19 protein-coding genes are annotated in these 16,360 nt (G+C 64.9%); 10 read left to right on the top strand and 9 right to left on the bottom strand.

All coding sequences use genetic code 11. The features are described 5' to 3' along the window. Positions 1-106 precede the first annotated feature (106 nt). Positions 107-373, top strand: a complete 267-nt coding sequence (gene rpsT, locus CupriaWKF_RS13705) for a 30S ribosomal protein S20 (RefSeq protein WP_011298911.1) — start codon at positions 107-109, stop codon at positions 371-373. Positions 374-496: 123 nt separating this feature from the next. Here the strand turns inward: rpsT and CupriaWKF_RS13700 are convergent, their stop codons facing one another. Next, positions 497-796 carry a DUF3579 domain-containing protein gene (locus tag CupriaWKF_RS13700; RefSeq protein WP_276098392.1) on the bottom strand — a complete coding sequence of 100 codons (300 nt, stop codon included), beginning with the start codon at positions 794-796 and terminating at the stop codon, positions 497-499. A 415-nt stretch (positions 797-1,211) separates the two neighbouring features. On the opposite strand from CupriaWKF_RS13700, the gene argF reads away from it, so the two are divergent. Together argF and CupriaWKF_RS13690 are read left to right on the top strand one after the other, a co-directional pair. Continuing rightward, positions 1,212-2,135, top strand: a complete 924-nt coding sequence (gene argF, locus CupriaWKF_RS13695) for an ornithine carbamoyltransferase (protein ID WP_276098391.1) — start codon at positions 1,212-1,214, stop codon at positions 2,133-2,135. Positions 2,136-2,225: 90 nt separating this feature from the next. Further along, positions 2,226-2,537 (top strand): pyrimidine/purine nucleoside phosphorylase, encoded by a 312-nt coding sequence (locus tag CupriaWKF_RS13690; RefSeq protein ID WP_211945889.1) that lies wholly within the window; start codon positions 2,226-2,228, stop codon positions 2,535-2,537. Between the two features lie 18 nt (positions 2,538-2,555). Here the strand turns inward: CupriaWKF_RS13690 and murB are convergent, their stop codons facing one another. Further along, the gene (murB, locus tag CupriaWKF_RS13685) at positions 2,556-3,566 is read right to left on the bottom strand and encodes a UDP-N-acetylmuramate dehydrogenase (protein WP_276098390.1); all 1,011 of its coding nucleotides are present in this window, start codon (positions 3,564-3,566) and stop codon (positions 2,556-2,558) included. A 136-nt stretch (positions 3,567-3,702) separates the two neighbouring features. Here murB and CupriaWKF_RS13680 point away from each other — a divergent pair, with 136 nt between their 5' ends. Continuing rightward, positions 3,703-4,188: a YajQ family cyclic di-GMP-binding protein gene (locus CupriaWKF_RS13680; protein ID WP_224080736.1), complete on the top strand. Its 486-nt coding sequence runs from the start codon at positions 3,703-3,705 to the stop codon at positions 4,186-4,188. A gap of 54 nt (positions 4,189-4,242) precedes the next feature. Here CupriaWKF_RS13680 and CupriaWKF_RS13675 read toward each other — a convergent pair whose 3' ends face one another. The 3 genes from CupriaWKF_RS13675 to CupriaWKF_RS13665 all read right to left on the bottom strand — a co-directional run bounded on the left by CupriaWKF_RS13675 (position 4,243) and on the right by CupriaWKF_RS13665 (position 5,807). Continuing rightward, entirely contained in the window at positions 4,243-4,692 is a 450-nt protein-coding gene (locus CupriaWKF_RS13675; RefSeq protein WP_276098389.1) for a DUF192 domain-containing protein, read from the bottom strand. Between the two features lie 148 nt (positions 4,693-4,840). Next, positions 4,841-5,038, bottom strand: coding sequence for a hypothetical protein (locus tag CupriaWKF_RS13670; protein WP_276098388.1), 198 nt, complete (start codon positions 5,036-5,038; stop codon positions 4,841-4,843). 103 nt (positions 5,039-5,141) lie between these two features. Beyond that, positions 5,142-5,807 carry a pseudouridine synthase gene (locus CupriaWKF_RS13665; RefSeq protein ID WP_276098387.1) on the bottom strand — a complete coding sequence of 222 codons (666 nt, stop codon included), beginning with the start codon at positions 5,805-5,807 and terminating at the stop codon, positions 5,142-5,144. Positions 5,808-6,049: 242 nt separating this feature from the next. On the opposite strand from CupriaWKF_RS13665, the gene icd reads away from it, so the two are divergent. Together icd and CupriaWKF_RS13655 are read left to right on the top strand one after the other, a co-directional pair. Continuing rightward, a complete protein-coding gene (gene icd, locus CupriaWKF_RS13660; RefSeq protein WP_276098386.1) occupies positions 6,050-7,300 on the top strand; it encodes an NADP-dependent isocitrate dehydrogenase in 1,251 nt (416 codons plus the stop codon). 152 nt (positions 7,301-7,452) lie between these two features. Next, positions 7,453-7,914 (top strand): VOC family protein, encoded by a 462-nt coding sequence (locus CupriaWKF_RS13655; RefSeq protein ID WP_276098385.1) that lies wholly within the window; start codon positions 7,453-7,455, stop codon positions 7,912-7,914. 230 nt (positions 7,915-8,144) lie between these two features. Here CupriaWKF_RS13655 and CupriaWKF_RS13650 read toward each other — a convergent pair whose 3' ends face one another. After that, positions 8,145-8,354 carry a cold-shock protein gene (locus CupriaWKF_RS13650; protein WP_011298900.1) on the bottom strand — a complete coding sequence of 70 codons (210 nt, stop codon included), beginning with the start codon at positions 8,352-8,354 and terminating at the stop codon, positions 8,145-8,147. Positions 8,355-8,875: 521 nt separating this feature from the next. Here CupriaWKF_RS13650 and clpS point away from each other — a divergent pair. From clpS to CupriaWKF_RS13630, 4 genes are all read left to right on the top strand, one after another. Continuing rightward, positions 8,876-9,202 carry an ATP-dependent Clp protease adapter ClpS gene (gene clpS, locus CupriaWKF_RS13645; protein ID WP_116318045.1) on the top strand — a complete coding sequence of 109 codons (327 nt, stop codon included), beginning with the start codon at positions 8,876-8,878 and terminating at the stop codon, positions 9,200-9,202. After that, positions 9,199-11,496 (top strand): ATP-dependent Clp protease ATP-binding subunit ClpA, encoded by a 2,298-nt coding sequence (clpA, locus tag CupriaWKF_RS13640; protein ID WP_276098384.1) that lies wholly within the window; start codon positions 9,199-9,201, stop codon positions 11,494-11,496. Before clpS ends, clpA begins: the two co-directional genes overlap by 4 nt. A 122-nt stretch (positions 11,497-11,618) precedes the next feature. Further along, the gene (locus CupriaWKF_RS13635; RefSeq protein ID WP_276098383.1) at positions 11,619-12,629 is read left to right on the top strand and encodes a tripartite tricarboxylate transporter substrate binding protein; all 1,011 of its coding nucleotides are present in this window, start codon (positions 11,619-11,621) and stop codon (positions 12,627-12,629) included. After that, entirely contained in the window at positions 12,629-13,477 is an 849-nt protein-coding gene (locus CupriaWKF_RS13630; RefSeq protein WP_276098382.1) for a VOC family protein, read from the top strand. The genes CupriaWKF_RS13635 and CupriaWKF_RS13630 overlap by 1 nt, the downstream gene beginning before the upstream one ends. A 12-nt stretch (positions 13,478-13,489) precedes the next feature. Here the strand turns inward: CupriaWKF_RS13630 and dut are convergent, their stop codons facing one another. Genes dut through coaBC form a run of 3 tightly spaced genes read right to left on the bottom strand, consistent with a single transcriptional unit; the run spans position 13,490 to position 16,275 of the window. After that, entirely contained in the window at positions 13,490-13,990 is a 501-nt protein-coding gene (gene dut / locus CupriaWKF_RS13625; RefSeq protein ID WP_276098381.1) for a dUTP diphosphatase, read from the bottom strand. Positions 13,991-14,040: 50 nt separating this feature from the next. Continuing rightward, positions 14,041-15,066 carry an LLM class flavin-dependent oxidoreductase gene (locus CupriaWKF_RS13620; protein WP_276098380.1) on the bottom strand — a complete coding sequence of 342 codons (1,026 nt, stop codon included), beginning with the start codon at positions 15,064-15,066 and terminating at the stop codon, positions 14,041-14,043. Between the two features lie 6 nt (positions 15,067-15,072). Then, the gene (coaBC, locus tag CupriaWKF_RS13615) at positions 15,073-16,275 is read right to left on the bottom strand and encodes a bifunctional phosphopantothenoylcysteine decarboxylase/phosphopantothenate--cysteine ligase CoaBC (protein ID WP_276098379.1); all 1,203 of its coding nucleotides are present in this window, start codon (positions 16,273-16,275) and stop codon (positions 15,073-15,075) included. Positions 16,276-16,360: the final 85 nt, after the last annotated feature.

Genomic DNA, 16,360 nt, shown 5'->3' with positions numbered 1-16,360 from the left:
GACAGCTGCGTTCCGGATTCGTGTGTCAGTGCATCCCGGGTCGCTTGATATGACTTAATTGTTGTGTCCCCCGCGGCACGCATCTGAATTCAGGATATTTATTTAAATGGCAAATTCCGCACAAGCCCGCAAGCGCGCTCGCCAAGCCGTTGCTCAGAACGCTCACAACTCCAGCCTGCGCTCGCGCCTGCGCACCGCCGTGAAGGCCGTTCGCAAGGCCATCGACGCCGGCGACAAGGCTGCAGCTGCTGAAATCTTCAAGAATTCGCAAGCTACCATCGACAGCATTGCCGACAAGAAGATCGTGCACAAGAACAAGGCTGCACGTCACAAGTCGCGTCTGTCGGCCGCCATCAAGGCCATGGCTGCCTGATAGCTGCCAGGCCGCTGCGGCGGCCTCCTGCGGGAACTGCATAGGGCCCGCCCAACAAAAAAGCTCGTCATCCGACGAGCTTTTTTGCTTTCCGGTCGCCGCATCTTCTGCGGCTCCGGCTGCTTATTCGAGCGAGCAGGCCTCAACCAGTTGCAGGTTGTTGTCGCGGGCGAAGTTCAGGACGAAATCCAGGGCCTTGGGCTCGATCTCGCGCAGGCGCACATCGACTACCACGCATTTGGTGTTGCCGGCGAAGATCGGGCGCACGTAGGGCGAGTAGGTCAGGCGGGGATCGCCGGTATCGCCTTCGGGCCGGAATTGCGCCATCACGCCGCACAGTCGTTCTGCCCAGTCGCTTGGGCGGAAGGTCTTGCCCTCCTTGGTAATGCCTTGGATGAAGTATTCGCGAACATTGGGGTTCATGAGACTGGGCGACTGCGGGTGAGGCGAGGTGACTCGACGGAAAACCCGCGGAACGGGCGCCCGTTTGACGCGGCCGGCGAACGTTTGGTTCGCTCTTTCCGGCCGGGGTGGCGGGGCGTCGGTGTCTGCGGGGGCACTTTTGATGCCGGCGGCGGGCAGCGGCAAGGGTATGCCGGGCCCCGCGTGAATCAGCGAGTATTATATCTTATATAAGACTTGCGCATAAGCCCGAATTCCTGTCAGGAAGCTGTCAGCGGGTGCCGGGCCGGGTTCTTCCGGGCTCGCCAAAGCAGAAATAATCCCTTATGATCGTTGCACGTAAATTGCGTATGCGACGCGAAAGGCGGCTCCGCGACGCGCTTCTGTCATGCAGGCCGTGACGGCGTGTCTCCTCTGGGCCGCCTTCTTTTGTTTTATGAGCTCAACCCCGATCAAGCATTACCTCCAGTTCAGCGACTTGACTCCCGACGAGTACGAGTACCTGCTGGACCGCGCACGGATCCTCAAGGCCAAGTTCAAGAACTACGAAACATGGCACCCGCTGCACGACCGCACGCTGGCCATGATCTTCGAGAAGAACTCGACGCGTACGCGCCTGTCGTTCGAAGCCGGCATCCACCAGCTCGGCGGCCACGCGGTGTTCCTCAACACGCGCGATTCCCAGCTGGGCCGCGGCGAGCCGATCGAGGATGCGGCGCAGGTGATCTCGCGCATGGTCGACATCATCATGATCCGCACCTTCGGGCAGGACATTATCGAACGCTTCGCCGCGCATTCGCGCGTGCCGGTCATCAATGGCCTGACCAACGAATACCATCCTTGCCAGGTCCTGGCCGACGTGTTCACCTACATCGAGCAGCGCGGCAGCATCCGCGGCAAGACCGTGGCATGGATCGGCGACGCCAACAACATGGCCTACACCTGGATCCAGGCGGCCGAGCGCCTGGGCTTCACCTTCCATTTTTCGGCGCCTCCGGGCTACCAGCTCGATGCGGCAATGGTGCCGGCATCGGCCGCAGGCCAGCTCAAGGTGTTCGACGATTCGCTGGCGGCCTGCCAGGGTGCCAGCCTGGTGACCACCGACGTGTGGACCAGCATGGGCTTCGAGGCCGAGAACGAGGCGCGCAAGCGCGCCTTCCAGGACTGGATGGTGACCACGGCCATGATGGACCGCGCCCAGCCGGACGCGCTGTTCATGCACTGCCTGCCGGCCCACCGTGGCGAGGAAGTCGAGGCCGCGGTGATCGACGGTCCGAAGAGCGTGGTCTGGGACGAGGCGGAAAACCGCCTGCACGTGCAGAAGGCGCTGATGGAATACCTGCTCTGCGGCCGCTACTGAAGCGCGCGCCGGCAGGCACAAGGGGAGGGGCCGCGATGGCCCCTCTTTTTACGTGACCGCATCCACATGAATGCAATCAAGGAGATAAAAGTGAGCCAGTTCGACAATGTATCGGTCGTCAAGAAGGCCAACCTGTATTTCGATGGCAAGTGCGTGAGCCACACCGTGCTGTTCGCCGATGGCACGCGCAAGACGCTGGGCGTGATTTTCCCGTCGACACTGACGTTCAACACCGGCGCCCCGGAGATCATGGAAGTCAACGCGGGCGTGTGCCGCGTGCGCCTGGCCGGCTCGGATGCCTGGCAGACCTATGGCGCCGGCCAGCAGTTCAGCGTGCCGGGCAACAGCAGCTTCGATATCGAAGTGCAGGAAACCCTCGACTACGTCTGCCACTTCGCCTGATCGTGGCCACGGAGCCGGTCAGAGCACGACCGGTTCCGGCTCGATGCGCACGCCGAAGCGGGCCTGGACCGTATCGGCGATGCGCGTGGCCAGCGCCAGCAGCGCTGCGCCAGTGCCGCCGCCATGGTGCACCAGCACCAGCGCCTGCTTGCCATAGACGCCCACCGGGCCGTCATCGAATCCCTTGAAGCCGCAGCGATCGATCAGCCAGCCGGCGGCCAGCTTGAACGTGCCGTCGGGCTGGGCATAGCTGACAAGGTCGGGATGGCTGGCCAGCAGCGCGTGCCGTTGCTCGGCGCTGACCAGTGGATTCTTGAAGAAGCTTCCTGCATTGCCGATCTGCGCCGGGTCCGGCAGCTTGCGCGAACGGATGGCAATCACCGCATCGCGGATCGCCGCGGCATCGGGTGCCGCATGGCCCTCGAGTTCCCGCGCCAGTTCCCCATAGGCAAGCACCGGTTGCCAGTCACGCGGCAGGCGCAACATCACCGCCGTGATGATGTAGCGGTCGCGGCCCGCCTGCTTGAACAGGCTGTCGCGGTAGCCGAACGCGCATTGTTCCAGGTCGAGGTCCACGAAGCGCAGGGTCTGACGGTCCAGCGCGCGCAAGCCCGCGAAGCGTTCGCGCAGTTCCACGCCATAGGCCCCGATGTTCTGGATCGGCGCCGCCCCTGCGGTGCCGGGGATCAACGCCAGGTTTTCGAGGCCGGGCAGGCCGTCGGCGATGGTGCGGCAGACCAGGCCATGCCAGTTCTCGCCGGCACCGGCAGTGACCAGCCATGCGTCGGGATCGGTCTCCACGCGGTATCCCGGAATCTCCATCAGCAGCACCAGCGCATCGAGATCCGCGGTCAGCACGACATTGCTGCCGCCACCAAGCACCACCAGCGGCAGGCCGCTGGCGCGCGGGTCTGCCAGCGCGGCCAGCAGGTCGGCTTCGCTGCGGACATGGACGGCATAGCGCGCGCGGACATCGAATCCGAATGTATTGTGGCGGCGCAGGGGATAAAATTCGTGGAAATCTGCCATGCAAGCTAGAGGTGATGCGGCCGCCACAGTGCGGCCGGGCGCCCCATGGGTGCGAGGCAGGCTGGATTATACGGAAGTGCCGGCGCGGCCCGTCCGGGCCGCGGATGCCGGACAAGCGAGCAACAAGGAGAATGCAATGCCGTCGTTTGACGTAGTGTGCGAAGCCAACATGGTCGAGGTCAAGAATGCGGTCGAACAGGCCAACAAGGAGATCTCGACGCGTTTCGATTTCAAGGGTTCGGACGCACGGGTCGAGCAAAAGGAAGGCGAACTGACCGCCTTCGCGGACGATGACTTCAAGCTGGGCCAGGTCAAGGATGTGCTGATCAACAAGATGGCCAAGCGCAATGTCGATGTGCGCTTCCTCGACTACGGCAAGGTCGAGAAGATCAGCGGCGACAAGGTCAAGCAGGTCATCACCATCAAGAAGGGCGTGACCGGCGACCTGGCCAAGAAGATCGTGCGCATGATCAAGGACAGCAAGATCAAGGTCCAGGGCAGCATCCAGGGCGATGCCGTGCGGGTTTCCGGCACCAAGCGCGACGACCTGCAGAGCGTGATCGCGATGCTGCGCAAGGACGTGTCCGAGGCGCCGCTGGACTTCAACAACTTCCGGGACTGATTCCCGTACGGGCGCCGGTGCAATGCCGGCGCCGAGCGAGGCTGCGGGCTGCGCTCAGCGCGGCTGCGGCAGCCCCCCGATCTTCGCGCCGGTCCGGATACCCTTCTGCGCGAACCATCCCTTGTTCATTTCGAGCGCGTAGCGGATCGCTGCCTTGGGGCAGTGGTTGTCTTGCGTCTGCGGCGCCATGTCCTCGATATTGACGATGCTGCCGTCATCGGCCAGGAAGGCGATCGACAGCGGCAGGTCCGTATTCTTCATCCAGAAGCAGTGTCCGGCCTTCTGTTCGAACACGAACAGCATGCCGGCATTGGCCGGCATAGATTTGCGGTACATCAGCCCCTGCTCGCGCGCCGCGGGCGTCGACGCGACCTCTGCCTGAATGGCGTACATCCCCGCCGTAAGGGGCACTACGGGCAGCGCGCTCTGTGCGTGGGCCAGCCCGGTGACGGTGGCGGCCAGCAGGATGCAACGGGAAAGCAGGGTCTTGGTCAGGATTCGCATGGCAATGCGGCTGGGATTCGATGGCAGGCGCAAGCATAGCGCACGCACGGGCGGACTGAGCGGCGGGCCTGGCGGATATAAAAAAAAGGCAGGTTGCCGGGCAACCTGCCTTTTGCGTCTGCGGCGGATTGCTGCCGCGGCTACGTGCTTACTGCGCAGCCGGAGCCGAAGCGGCGGGAGCCGAAGCTGCCTTCTTCGAGTGCTTCTTGTGCGAGCTCTTCTTCTTGGTGGCCTTCGGAGCTTCCTTGGCGGCCGGAGCTGCTTCGGTAGCAGCCGGAGCCGAAGCCTGGGCAAAAGCGCCGGTAGCGAACAGGCCAACAACCAGGGCAGCGATCAGTTTTTTCATTGCGATTACCTCGAAGAGTGACTGTAGTCGGAAAGTTGGCGCGCAATTGGGCGCGTCACCGACAACAACGAGGACACCGCCCACTGCGTTGACGTGATGGGTGTTAGTTTTTGTAACGCACTCGGCCTTTGTTGCCGGCGCCAGTCCCGCGTGCCCGGGCGGGACCCTCCCCGGAGCCGCGTGGCGCGGGTTGCGGGGCACGCGCGGGTGGCAGGCCGAGCAGGTCCGGTGCCACGACGCGGGACTGCCCGGGCTGCAGGCCGAGCTCGCGCAGGTCAAGCCGGCCGATGGTGGCGCGCACCAGGCGCAGGGTCGGGAAGCCGACCGCTGCGGTCATGCGGCGGACCTGGCGGTTCTTGCCTTCGCGAATCTGCAGTTCGAGCCAGCTGGTCGGGATGGCGGCGCGATAGCGTACGGGCGGATGCCGGGGCCAGAGCCAGGACGGCTCCGCGACCGCGCGGACCTTGGCTGGCAGGGTGCGGAAATCGCCGAGATCGACGCCCTCTCGCAGACGCGCCAGCGCGTGCTCGTCGGGGATGCCCTCTACCTGGGCGAAGTAGGTCTTGGCCAGCTTGTGGCGCGGATCGGCGATCCGCGCTTGCAGACCGCCGTCATCGGTGAGCAGCAGCAGGCCCTCGCTGTCGGCGTCGAGGCGGCCAGCCGGGTACACGCCAGGTGTCGCGATCCACTCGGCCAGCGTCGGCCGCGAGGGGTGCTCGGAAAACTGGCTCATGGTGCCAAAGGGCTTGTTCAGGGCAATCAGCGTCATGGGGCAGCAGTATGCCGCAGTCCGGCCAGTTGCCGGCCTGGCGCGGCCTGGCTCAATGGCAGATCATAAGGAATTGCTGCATAATAGTTGGCTAGTCTTGTGTCTTATATAAGACTGACATGGTGCGGCGCAACGCAGGCGGTCGCTTGCCTCCAGCTACAATGCCTACGCTGCGCCTCCCTCATTTTGCTGCCGGGTCGTGTGCCAGGCGGCCGTCTTAACCGTTCCGTACTGGAGACGTCATGTACCAACACATCAAGGTCCCGGCTGGCGAGAAGATCACGGTCAACCAGGATTTCTCGCTGAATGTCCCGGACAATCCGATCATTCCTTACATTGAAGGCGACGGTACGGGCCTGGATATCACTCCGGTGATGATCAAGGTAGTGGACGCCGCGGTGGCCAAGGCCTACGCCGGCAAGCGCAAGATCTCGTGGATGGAGATCTATGCCGGCGAGAAGTCGACCAAGGTCTACGGCCCGGATGTGTGGCTGCCCGACGAGACCCTGGACGTGCTCAAGGACTACGTGGTCTCGATCAAGGGCCCGCTGACCACGCCGGTCGGTGGCGGCATCCGTTCGCTGAATGTGGCCTTGCGCCAGCAGCTCGACCTGTATGTGTGCCTGCGCCCCGTGCGCTACTTCAAGGGCGTGCCTTCGCCGGTGCGCGAGCCGGAAAAGACCGACATGGTCATCTTCCGCGAGAACTCCGAAGACATCTACGCCGGCATCGAATGGGAAGCCGAAAGCGCGCAGGCCAAGAAGCTGATCGCCTTCCTGCAGAACGAGATGGGCGTGAAGAAGATCCGCTTCCCCGAAACCTCGGGTATCGGTATCAAGCCCGTGTCGAAGCACGGCACCCAGCGCCTGGTGCGCAAGGCCATCCAGTACGCCATCGACAACGACAAGCCGTCGGTGACGCTGGTGCACAAGGGCAACATCATGAAGTTCACGGAAGGTGGTTTCCGTGACTGGGGCTATGAGCTGGCCCAGGCGGAATTCGGCGCCGAGCTGGTCGACGGCGGCCCGTGGTGCAAGTTCAAGAATCCGAAGACCGGCCGCGACATCGTCATCAAGGACGCGATCGCCGACGCCTTCCTGCAGCAGATCCTGCTGCGTCCGGCCGAATACTCGGTGATCGCCACGCTGAACCTGAACGGCGACTATATCTCCGACGCGCTCGCGGCGCAGGTCGGCGGCATCGGCATCGCGCCGGGCGCGAACCTGTCCGACTCCGTGGCCATGTTCGAAGCCACCCACGGCACGGCGCCCAAATACGCCGGCAAGGACTACGTGAATCCGGGCTCGGAAATCCTGTCGGCCGAAATGATGCTGCGCCACATGGGTTGGACCGAGGCGGCGGATCTGATCATCGCGTCGATGGAAAAGTCGATCCTGTCCAAGAAGGTGACCTATGACTTCGCGCGCCTGCTGGAAGGCGCGACGCAGGTGTCATGCTCCGGCTTCGGCCAGGTGATGATCGACAATATGTGATCCGATAATATGTGATCCACTGGTCGGCAGGCGCCCGCGCGCGTCTGCAGGCAAGACCCCGGCGCCGCCATGCGGCTACCGGGGTTTTTTCTTGCCCGGCGCGCACGCGTTGGCTAGAACGTGAGGGTGTCCGCAAACGCCGGAGTCCGCAGATGGAAGATCCGTTTCGCCGCACCGCGCTAGCCCCGGCCCTGTTCTACAGGGAACCGCTGGGTGCGCTCGACTGGCTCGAACAGGCGTTCGGTTTCACGCGCACCATGGTCATCACGGACGGCCAGGGCCAGCTGGCGCATGCCGAAATGCGTTTCGGAGACAGCTACCTGATGATAGGGAGCGAGTGGGCCGACTACACGGCAAGCCCCGCCAGCGTGCAGGGCAAGAACACGCAGTCCGTCCATGTCCATCTGCAGGACGGGCTGGATGCACATTGCGAACGCGCCCGTGCCGCCGGCGCGGTGATCATGCGCGAGCCGGAAGACCAGTTCTACGGCGATCGTGTCTACGCCACCCGCGATCCGGAAGGCCATGTCTGGACCTTCGGCCAGACCGTGCGGCGGGTCAGCCGGGAAGAGGCCGAGCAGGCCAGCGGGCTGAAGATCGAAGGCTGGATCTGAGCGGGTCCCAGGGTTTGCGGCATGGCCACCGCGCAGAATGCAGAAAGCCCGGCACGAAGCCGGGCTTTCGGGCGGATGCGGTAGCGTGCAGCTGAGAGCCGTGCAACGGCATTGCCGCTGCCCTGAGGGCGGCGGCCAGGCTGGCGCGGATCCCGTTCCGGGGGAGTTCCCCCCGCATCCTTGGTGACCACCCCGAAGCTCTGCCGGCCCGGGTGCGGTCGCGGCGCACTTCAGGCCGAGGCGTCCTGGATGTTGGTGGCCTGTTTGCCCTTCGGGCCCTGGACCACTTCAAACGAGACGCGCTGACCTTCCTTCAGCGTCTTGAAGCCCGCCATCTGGATTGCCGAAAAGTGCGCAAACAGTTCTTCTTCGCCTTCGTCCGGCTTGATGAAACCGAAGCCCTTGGCGTCATTGAACCATTTGACGATACCGCTTGCCATATACTCCCCCAACGAAATAGCAGATTTCAAAGCGGGGAAGCCTGCGGCCAGCTGGATGACACGCGCTGCGGCGCCATGACAGCCGCTTCCCTTCGGGATGCGGTCGGCAATGACGCAGCATGGTGAATCGCGTGGCGACGCCGCCGGCTTTGTCTGCCGGGCAGGCCGCCACTGGTTCGTAAGCCTCCCTGCTCACGGATCACCCGGTCCGGCCTTTTGCTTGGCTCGCTGGCCTGAACCCGGTGTGCGACCGATTCTTCTGGCAAACCAATCTACTGTCAAGCTGGCGGATTCCCCACTGCCGACAGGGTGTGGCGGGAAAGGGACGGCGGCTGATGGTACCGTGTGGGGGTGCGCACGGTGGCGGGGCACGCGCGGCGGCTGTCTGCGGACGTGTGCCACCCACGTGCATCGCAGTGCCTTTGGCGCTGTCCGAACAACGCGGAATGGGTGGCGCGGCTCTTGAATCCTGCCACTCTTCCCCAAATTGCAGAGTTGCGAGTAAGGGTTAGAATAAAGCCATGGCTACACGGCTGGCGAATGTCCCACAACGCGAAGCAGGCACCATTCTGGAGCGGAAAGAGCAGGCGCTCAAGCCGCCCGCTATGTACAAGGTGGTGCTGCTCAATGACGACTACACTCCGATGGAGTTTGTAGTCATGATCCTGCAACAGTATTTCAGCAGGGACCGTGAGACGGCGACGCAGATCATGCTCACCGTTCATCGGGAAGGTAAGGGCGTCTGCGGTATCTACACCAGAGATATCGCCGCGACAAAAGTCGAGCTGGTGTCAACGCACGCGCGGCAAGCGGGCCACCCCTTGCAGTGCGTGATGGAGGAAGCATGATTGCGCAAGAATTGGAAGTGAGCCTGCACATGGCGTTCGTTGAGGCCCGGCAGGCACGCCACGAGTTCATTACCGTGGAGCACCTGCTGCTGGCGTTGCTCGACAACCCGACGGCGGCTGAGGTCTTGCGCGCCTGCGCGGCCAATATCGAGGACTTGCGCACCAGCCTGAAGAATTTCATCGCTGACAACACACCGGTCGTCCCCGGCACGGATGAGGTCGACACCCAGCCCACGCTCGGTTTCCAGCGCGTGATCCAGCGCGCGATCATGCACGTGCAGTCCACCTCCAACGGCAAGAAGGAAGTGACCGGTGCCAACGTGCTGGTCGCCATCTTCGGCGAGAAGGATTCGCATGCCGTTTACTACCTGCAACAGCAGGGTGTGACGCGCCTGGACGTGGTCAACTTCATCAGCCACGGCATCCGCAAGGATCAGTCCGAGCCAGCCAAGCATGGTGACGGCACGGGCGAAGGCGAAGGCGGCGACGGCAAGGAAAGCCCGCTCGAGCAATACACCCAGAACCTGAACGCGCTGGCCAAGGCCGGCAAGATCGACCCGCTGATCGGCCGCGAAAGCGAAGTCGAGCGCGTGGTGCAGGTGCTGTGCCGCCGGCGCAAGAACAACCCGCTGCTGGTCGGCGAGGCTGGCGTCGGCAAGACCGCGATTGCGGAAGGCCTGGCCTGGCGCATCACCAAGAACGAGGTGCCGGACATCCTCGAAAAGGCCACGGTGTACTCGCTCGACATGGGCGCGCTGCTGGCCGGCACCAAGTACCGCGGCGATTTCGAGCAGCGCCTCAAGGGCGTGCTGAAGTCGCTGAAGGACAATCCGAACGCGATTCTCTTCATTGACGAGATCCATACGCTGATCGGCGCGGGCGCCGCCTCGGGCGGCACGCTGGACGCGAGCAACCTGCTCAAGCCGGCACTGTCGTCGGGCCAGCTCAAGTGCATCGGCGCGACCACCTTTACCGAGTACCGCGGTATCTTCGAAAAGGACGCGGCGTTGTCGCGGCGCTTCCAGAAGATCGACGTGGTCGAGCCGTCGGTCGACCAGACCGTGCAGATCCTGCGTGGCCTGAAGTCTCGCTTCGAGGAGCACCACGGCGTCAAGTACGCGGCTTCGGCGCTGACCGCCGCGGCCGAACTGTCGGCACGCTTCATCACCGACCGTCACCTGCCCGACAAGGCCATCGACGTGATCGACGAGGCTGGCGCGGCGCAGCGCATCCTGCCGAAGTCCAAGCAGAAGAAGACCATCGGCAAAAGCGAGATCGAGGACATTGTCTCGCGCATCGCCCGCATCCCGCCGCAAAGCGTGAACCAGGACGACCGCAGCAAGCTGCAGACGCTGGAGCGCGACCTGAAGTCGGTGGTGTTCGGCCAGGACCCGGCCATTGAGGCGCTGGCGTCGGCCATCAAGATGTCGCGCGCGGGCCTGGGCAAGACCGACAAGCCGATCGGCTCCTTCCTGTTCTCGGGCCCCACGGGCGTGGGCAAGACCGAAGTTGCCAAGCAGCTCGCCTTCATCATGGGCATCGAGCTGCTGCGCTTCGACATGTCCGAATACATGGAGCGCCATGCGGTCAGCCGGCTGATCGGCGCGCCGCCGGGATACGTTGGCTTTGACCAGGGCGGCCTGCTGACCGAGGCCGTCACCAAGAAGCCGCACTGCGTGCTGCTGCTGGACGAAATCGAGAAGGCGCATCCGGATATCTTCAATATCCTGCTGCAGGTCATGGACCACGGCTCGCTGACCGACAACAACGGCCGGCGCGCTGATTTCCGCAACGTGATCATCATCATGACCACCAACGCGGGGGCGGAGACCATGAACCGCGCCACCATCGGCTTCACCACGTCGCGCGAGCAGGGCGACGAAATGGCCGACATCAAGCGCATGTTCACGCCGGAGTTCCGCAACCGGCTGGACGCGATGATCAGCTTCCGTTCGCTGGACGAGGAAATCATCCTGCGCGTGGTGGACAAGTTCCTGATGCAGCTGGAAGAGCAGCTTCACGAGAAGAAGGTGGAAGCCAGCTTCAGCGAGAAACTGCGCAAGTTCCTGGCACACAAGGGCTTCGATCCGCTGATGGGTGCCCGCCCGATGCAACGCCTGATCCAGGACATGATCCGCAAGGCCCTGGCCGACGAGCTGCTGTTCGGCAAGCTGGTGTCCGGAGGCAAGGTGGTGGTCGATCTCGACGACCAGGACCAGATCAAGCTCGACTTCTCCGAAGCCGATCCGGAGCCGCCGGAGGCGCCGGAAAGCGAGCAACGCGCGGAGGTCTGACCGGCGCACGCGGACATTGTCTGCAATTGCGGCCATCCTCGGGCAAAATACAGGGGCGGCAGTAATGCCGCCCTTTGTTTTTTGTCCCGGTAGCCGGCTGGCCGCCTCTTCCTGAAAGACCGATGTCCCGTCCCGAACGCACGCGGCTGCGCCGCATGCTGCTCAAAGTCCTGCCATTGGCCGGCACGCCCCTGACGGCGGTGCAAGCCTTTGCAGCCAGCGCGCCCGCCGACTCGCCCATGAGTGGCCGTCCGATCACGATGGTCCTGCCATTCCCGCCGGGTGGCAGTGTAGATATCGTGGCGCGCCAGTTGCAGCCGGGCCTCAAGACCTTGCTGGGCCAGACGGTCGTGGTCGACAACAAGCCGGGCGCGGGCGGGCTGATCGCCTCGAGCACGGTCGCGCGCGCAAAGCCCGATGGCAATACCTTGCTGATGGCGTTCGATACCCACGCGATCAACCCGTTCGCCTACAAGCAACTGCCCTACGACACGTTCCGCGATTTCACGCCAATTTCGCAGCTGGTGCGTTTCCCGCTGGTCATCGCCGCCAACCCGGCACTGCCGGCCTCGAACGTGCGCGAGCTGGTGGCGCTGGCCAAGGCCAAGCATGACGGCGTGCGCTATGCCTCGTCCGGCATTGGCAGCCTCAACCAGCTTGCGGCGGAAGCGCTGGCAACGGAGACCGGCGTGCACATGCTGCACGTGCCGTACAAGGGCGGCGGCCCGGCCGTGCAGGCCGTGCTGTCGAATGAGGTCGACATCTTCTTCAGCAGCTATGCGGCCGTACAGGCCCACGTCGCGGCCAAGACCATCAAGGTGCTCGGTGTTACCGGCACCAGCCGCCTGAAGCAACTGCCGCAGGTGCCGACGGTGGCGGAGCAGGGCGTGCGCGGGTTTGAGGCGTATTCCTGGATCGGCGTCTTCGGCCCGGCAGGCATGGCACCCGCCACCGTGAGCCGCATCCACGACGCACTGGTGGAATCGCTGCATCAACCGCGCGTGGTCGATGCCCTGGCCGCGCAAGGATTCGAGATCGTCGGCGGCACGCCCGCCGAACTTGGCAGCCTCGTGCGCCATGAGCACGACAAATGGCAGGCCGTGGCGCGCAAAGCCAATATCCAGTTCGAGTAATGGCAAGCAAAGCTGAAATGTTCGACCATGCCGTCGTGGTCTGCCCCGATCTTGATGCCGGCGCCGAGGCCTGGCGCCGGCTCGGCTTTACGCTGACGCCGCGCGGCTATCACACGCTGGGTTCACAGAACCACTGCGTCATGCTGGCGCGCGACTACATCGAACTGCTGCACGTCACGGCGCCCAGTCCGAGCCGGCAGTACTACTGGGAAGTGCAATCCCGCGGCGGCGGCTGTGCGGCGATGTCATGCAAGAGCGCCGATGCCTTCGCCACGGCAGCTCGCCTGCGCGAGGGGGGCTGGCATACTTCGGACCCGATCGAGTTTTCCCGGCCGGTGGTACTGGACGATGGCAGCGAGCACGCCGCCACGTTTCGCGTCACGGCACTCGACGACGCGCCGGGCGCGCGCTATTTCGTCTGCGAACATCGCACGCCCGAACTGCTGTGGCGGCCGGAATGGACGCGGCACGCCAATGGCGCGCGGGCGATCTCGTCGATGTTCCTGGTGGTGGCGCCGGCGCTGGTGGACGCGACCGGCCGTGCCTATGCGGAACTGACCGGCGGCGAATTGACCCAGCTGAGCGACCATATCTGCAGTCTGGCGGTGGACGACGCCACGCTGGTCGTCAGTACGCCCCAGGCACTGGCAGCGGCAACCGGGACGTCGCACGTCCAGCGCGAGGTGCCTGGTTATGCGGCAATCCGCCTGCGCACCGATGCGCTGGCAGAAGCACGCCGGATCTGGCGTGCGGCGGGCATCCCTGCCCAGGACCTCGGGCCGCACGAGACCTTGATTCCGGGGAGCGCCGCCGGCGGCGTCGCCCTGTTGTTCGAACAACAGGGCTGAAGCACGGCAGGCTCAGGCGCTGGCCTTGGCGTGGTGCACGCCGGTCGAGCCGAAACCGCCGGCGCCGCGCTCGCTGCTTTCCGAGAATTCTTCCACCGTCGTGAATACCGGGCGCAGCACGGGCACGAACATCATCTGCGCAATGCGCTCGCCCGGCTGGATCACGATGGGCTCGGTACCGGGTGCGTTGCGGTTCCACACGCTGACCATGATCTGGCCTTGGTAGTCGGCATCGATCACGCCAATCGAATTGCCCAGCACCAGTCCCTTCTTGTGGCCCAGCCCCGAGCGCGGCACGATGGTCGCCGCCATGTACGGGTTGCCCATATGCACGGCGATGCCGGCCGGCACCAGTTGCGCGGCGGTGCCCGGCGCGATCGACACGGGCGCGTCGACGCAGGCGTGCAGGTCGATGGCGGCGGCCATGTCGCTCTGGTAGGACGGCAGGCCCCACTCGTTCAGGCGGGAATCCAGCACCTTGATTTCAACGGACGGGTTCAGTTCTTGGCTCATTTCAGGATCGGTTCTGCGAATTGCCGGCAAGGCGGCTTGCCCTGCCGGGTTCAGTTTTCGGAATTCAGTTCAAATGCTTCGGCCAGCAGCTCGTACGTGCGCAGCCGGGCCGCATAGGTGGCGGTCACGCTGAGCACAACCAGCTCGTCCGCGGCGAACTGCTCGCGCAGGGCCAGCATGCGCTCCGTTACGCGTTCGGGTGTGCCGCAGATCGTGCGCGGTCGCTCGCGTTCGATGATCAGGCGGTCGCGCTCGGTCGGGACATGGCTTTCAGCCTGTTCCAGCGACGGGATCGGCGCATTGATGCCATAGGCCATCTGCAGCCGGCGCAGGTCCACGGCGCGTTCCAGTTCGGCCGCTTCGGCATCGGTGTCGGCGCAGATCACGAAGATCGCGGCGGCGCTGTAGGGGCGTGCCTCGTAGCCGGACTGGAAGTCATCGCGGTACTGCCGCGCGACCAGGTGGCCGGTGTGGGCGTTGATGAAATGAGCAAACGCAAACCGTAAGCCCAGGCGGGCGGCCAGCGCGCCGCCGTAGTCGCTGGAGCCCAGCACCCACAGTTCGGGCTGCGTATCTACCACGGGCTGCAGCAGTACCCCTTCGGCCAGGTGGCCGGGCGGTACGTCGCCGCGCAGCAGGCAAGACAGGTCGCGCACCTGCTCCTCGAACTGCGCGCCGCGGTCGTACTGGCCCATCGCGACGGCCTGCGCTGTGCGCATATCGCCGCCGGGCGCACGGCCCACGCCGAGGTCGATGCGGTTCGGAAACAGCCCCTCCAGCATGCGGAACTGCTCGGCGATCTTGAACGGGCTGTAGTAGGGCAGCATGACGCCGCCCGAGCCCAGCCGGATGCGCTGCGTGACGCTGCCGATGCGTGCCAGCATGACTTCGGGCGCCGGATTGCAGACGCCGCGCAGGCCGTGGTGCTCGGCGCACCAGTAGCGCGTGTAGCCGAGCGCGTCGGCCATCTGCGCAAGCTCTACCGTGGCAGCCAGCGCGTCACGCGCGGTATGGCCGGCGATGACCGGGCTCTGGTCGAGCACGGACAGGCGCAGCCGGGGTCGGTTCGCGGTCATATTGCGTCAGGGCTGGGCTCGGGCCGGCAGGCGCTGGCCGATGGCGGCCACGAGCTGGCGCGCCAGCGTGAGCTTGTCGGCGCGCGGCAGGCGCGTCATGCCGGCGGCATCGAACAGCACGATCTCGTTGTCGTCGAGGCCGAAGGTATGGTGGCCGATATTGCCCACCAGCAGCGGCACGCCCTTGCGCTGGCGCTTCTGCTCGCCGTACTGCTCAAGGTTCTCGCTTTCGGCCGCGAAGCCGACGCAGTAGGGCGCATCGGCGCGCGCCGCGACGGTGGCCAGGATGTCCGGGTTCTGCACGAACTGCAGCGTCGGCGTATCGGTATCGTTGGCCTTCTTGAGCTTCTGCTGCGCCACCTCGGCGGGGCGCCAGTCGGCCACGGCGGCGACTGCGACGAACACGTCCACGTCGCGCAGCTGGGCCAGCACGGTGTCGTGCATCTGCTGGGCGCTGCGCACGTCGGTGCGCACCACGCCACGCGGCGTGGGCAGACCGGTCGGGCCGGCCACCAGCAATACGTCGGCGCCGGCTTCGCGTGCGGCGCGGGCAATCGAAAAGCCCATCTTGCCCGACGAAAGATTGGTGACGCCGCGCACGGGGTCAATGGCCTCGAAGGTCGGGCCCGCCGTGATCAGCACGCGCTTGCCCGCGAGCGGCTTGGGCTGGAAGAAGGCGATGATGTCGTCGAGCAGTTCTTCCGGCTCCAGCATGCGGCCGTCGCCGACTTCGCCGCACGCCTGGTCGCCGCTGCCCGGTCCGAGAATGACGACACCGTCGTCACGCAGCTGCGCCGCGTTGCGCTGCGTCGGCGCTGCGGCCCACATCTGGCGGTTCATGGCCGGCGCCACCAGCAGCGGACAGTCGCGCGCAATGCACAGCGTGGTGAGCAGGTCGTCGCACAGGCCATTGGCGAGCTTGGCCAGGAAATCGGTCGATGCGGGCGCGATCACGATGGCGTCGGCCTCGCGCGAGAGGTCGATGTGCGCCATATTGTTGTCGACGCGCGCATCCCACTGCGACAGGAAGACCGGGCGGCCCGACAGGGCCTGCATGGTGACCGGGGTGATGAAATGGGTTGCCGCCTCGGTCATCGCCACCTGTACCGTGGCGCCGGCCTTGGTCAGCAGGCGGACCAGCTCGGCGGACTTGTAGCAGGCGATGCCGCCGGTCAGGCCGAGAACGATGTGCTTGCCGCGCAAATCCATGTGGGACTCGTCAGAGAAAGGGGTTTCGGCATGATACCGGCAGCGCGCGCAGGCTGCCGGAGGCGGCTTGGTGCCGGCTCAGTGC

This window comes from Cupriavidus sp. WKF15 (assembly GCF_029278605.1).
Taxonomy (GTDB): Bacteria; Pseudomonadota; Gammaproteobacteria; order Burkholderiales; family Burkholderiaceae; genus Cupriavidus.
Note: the sequence above shows the minus strand (reverse complement) of the source record. Positions and strands in the feature narration are given on the sequence as shown.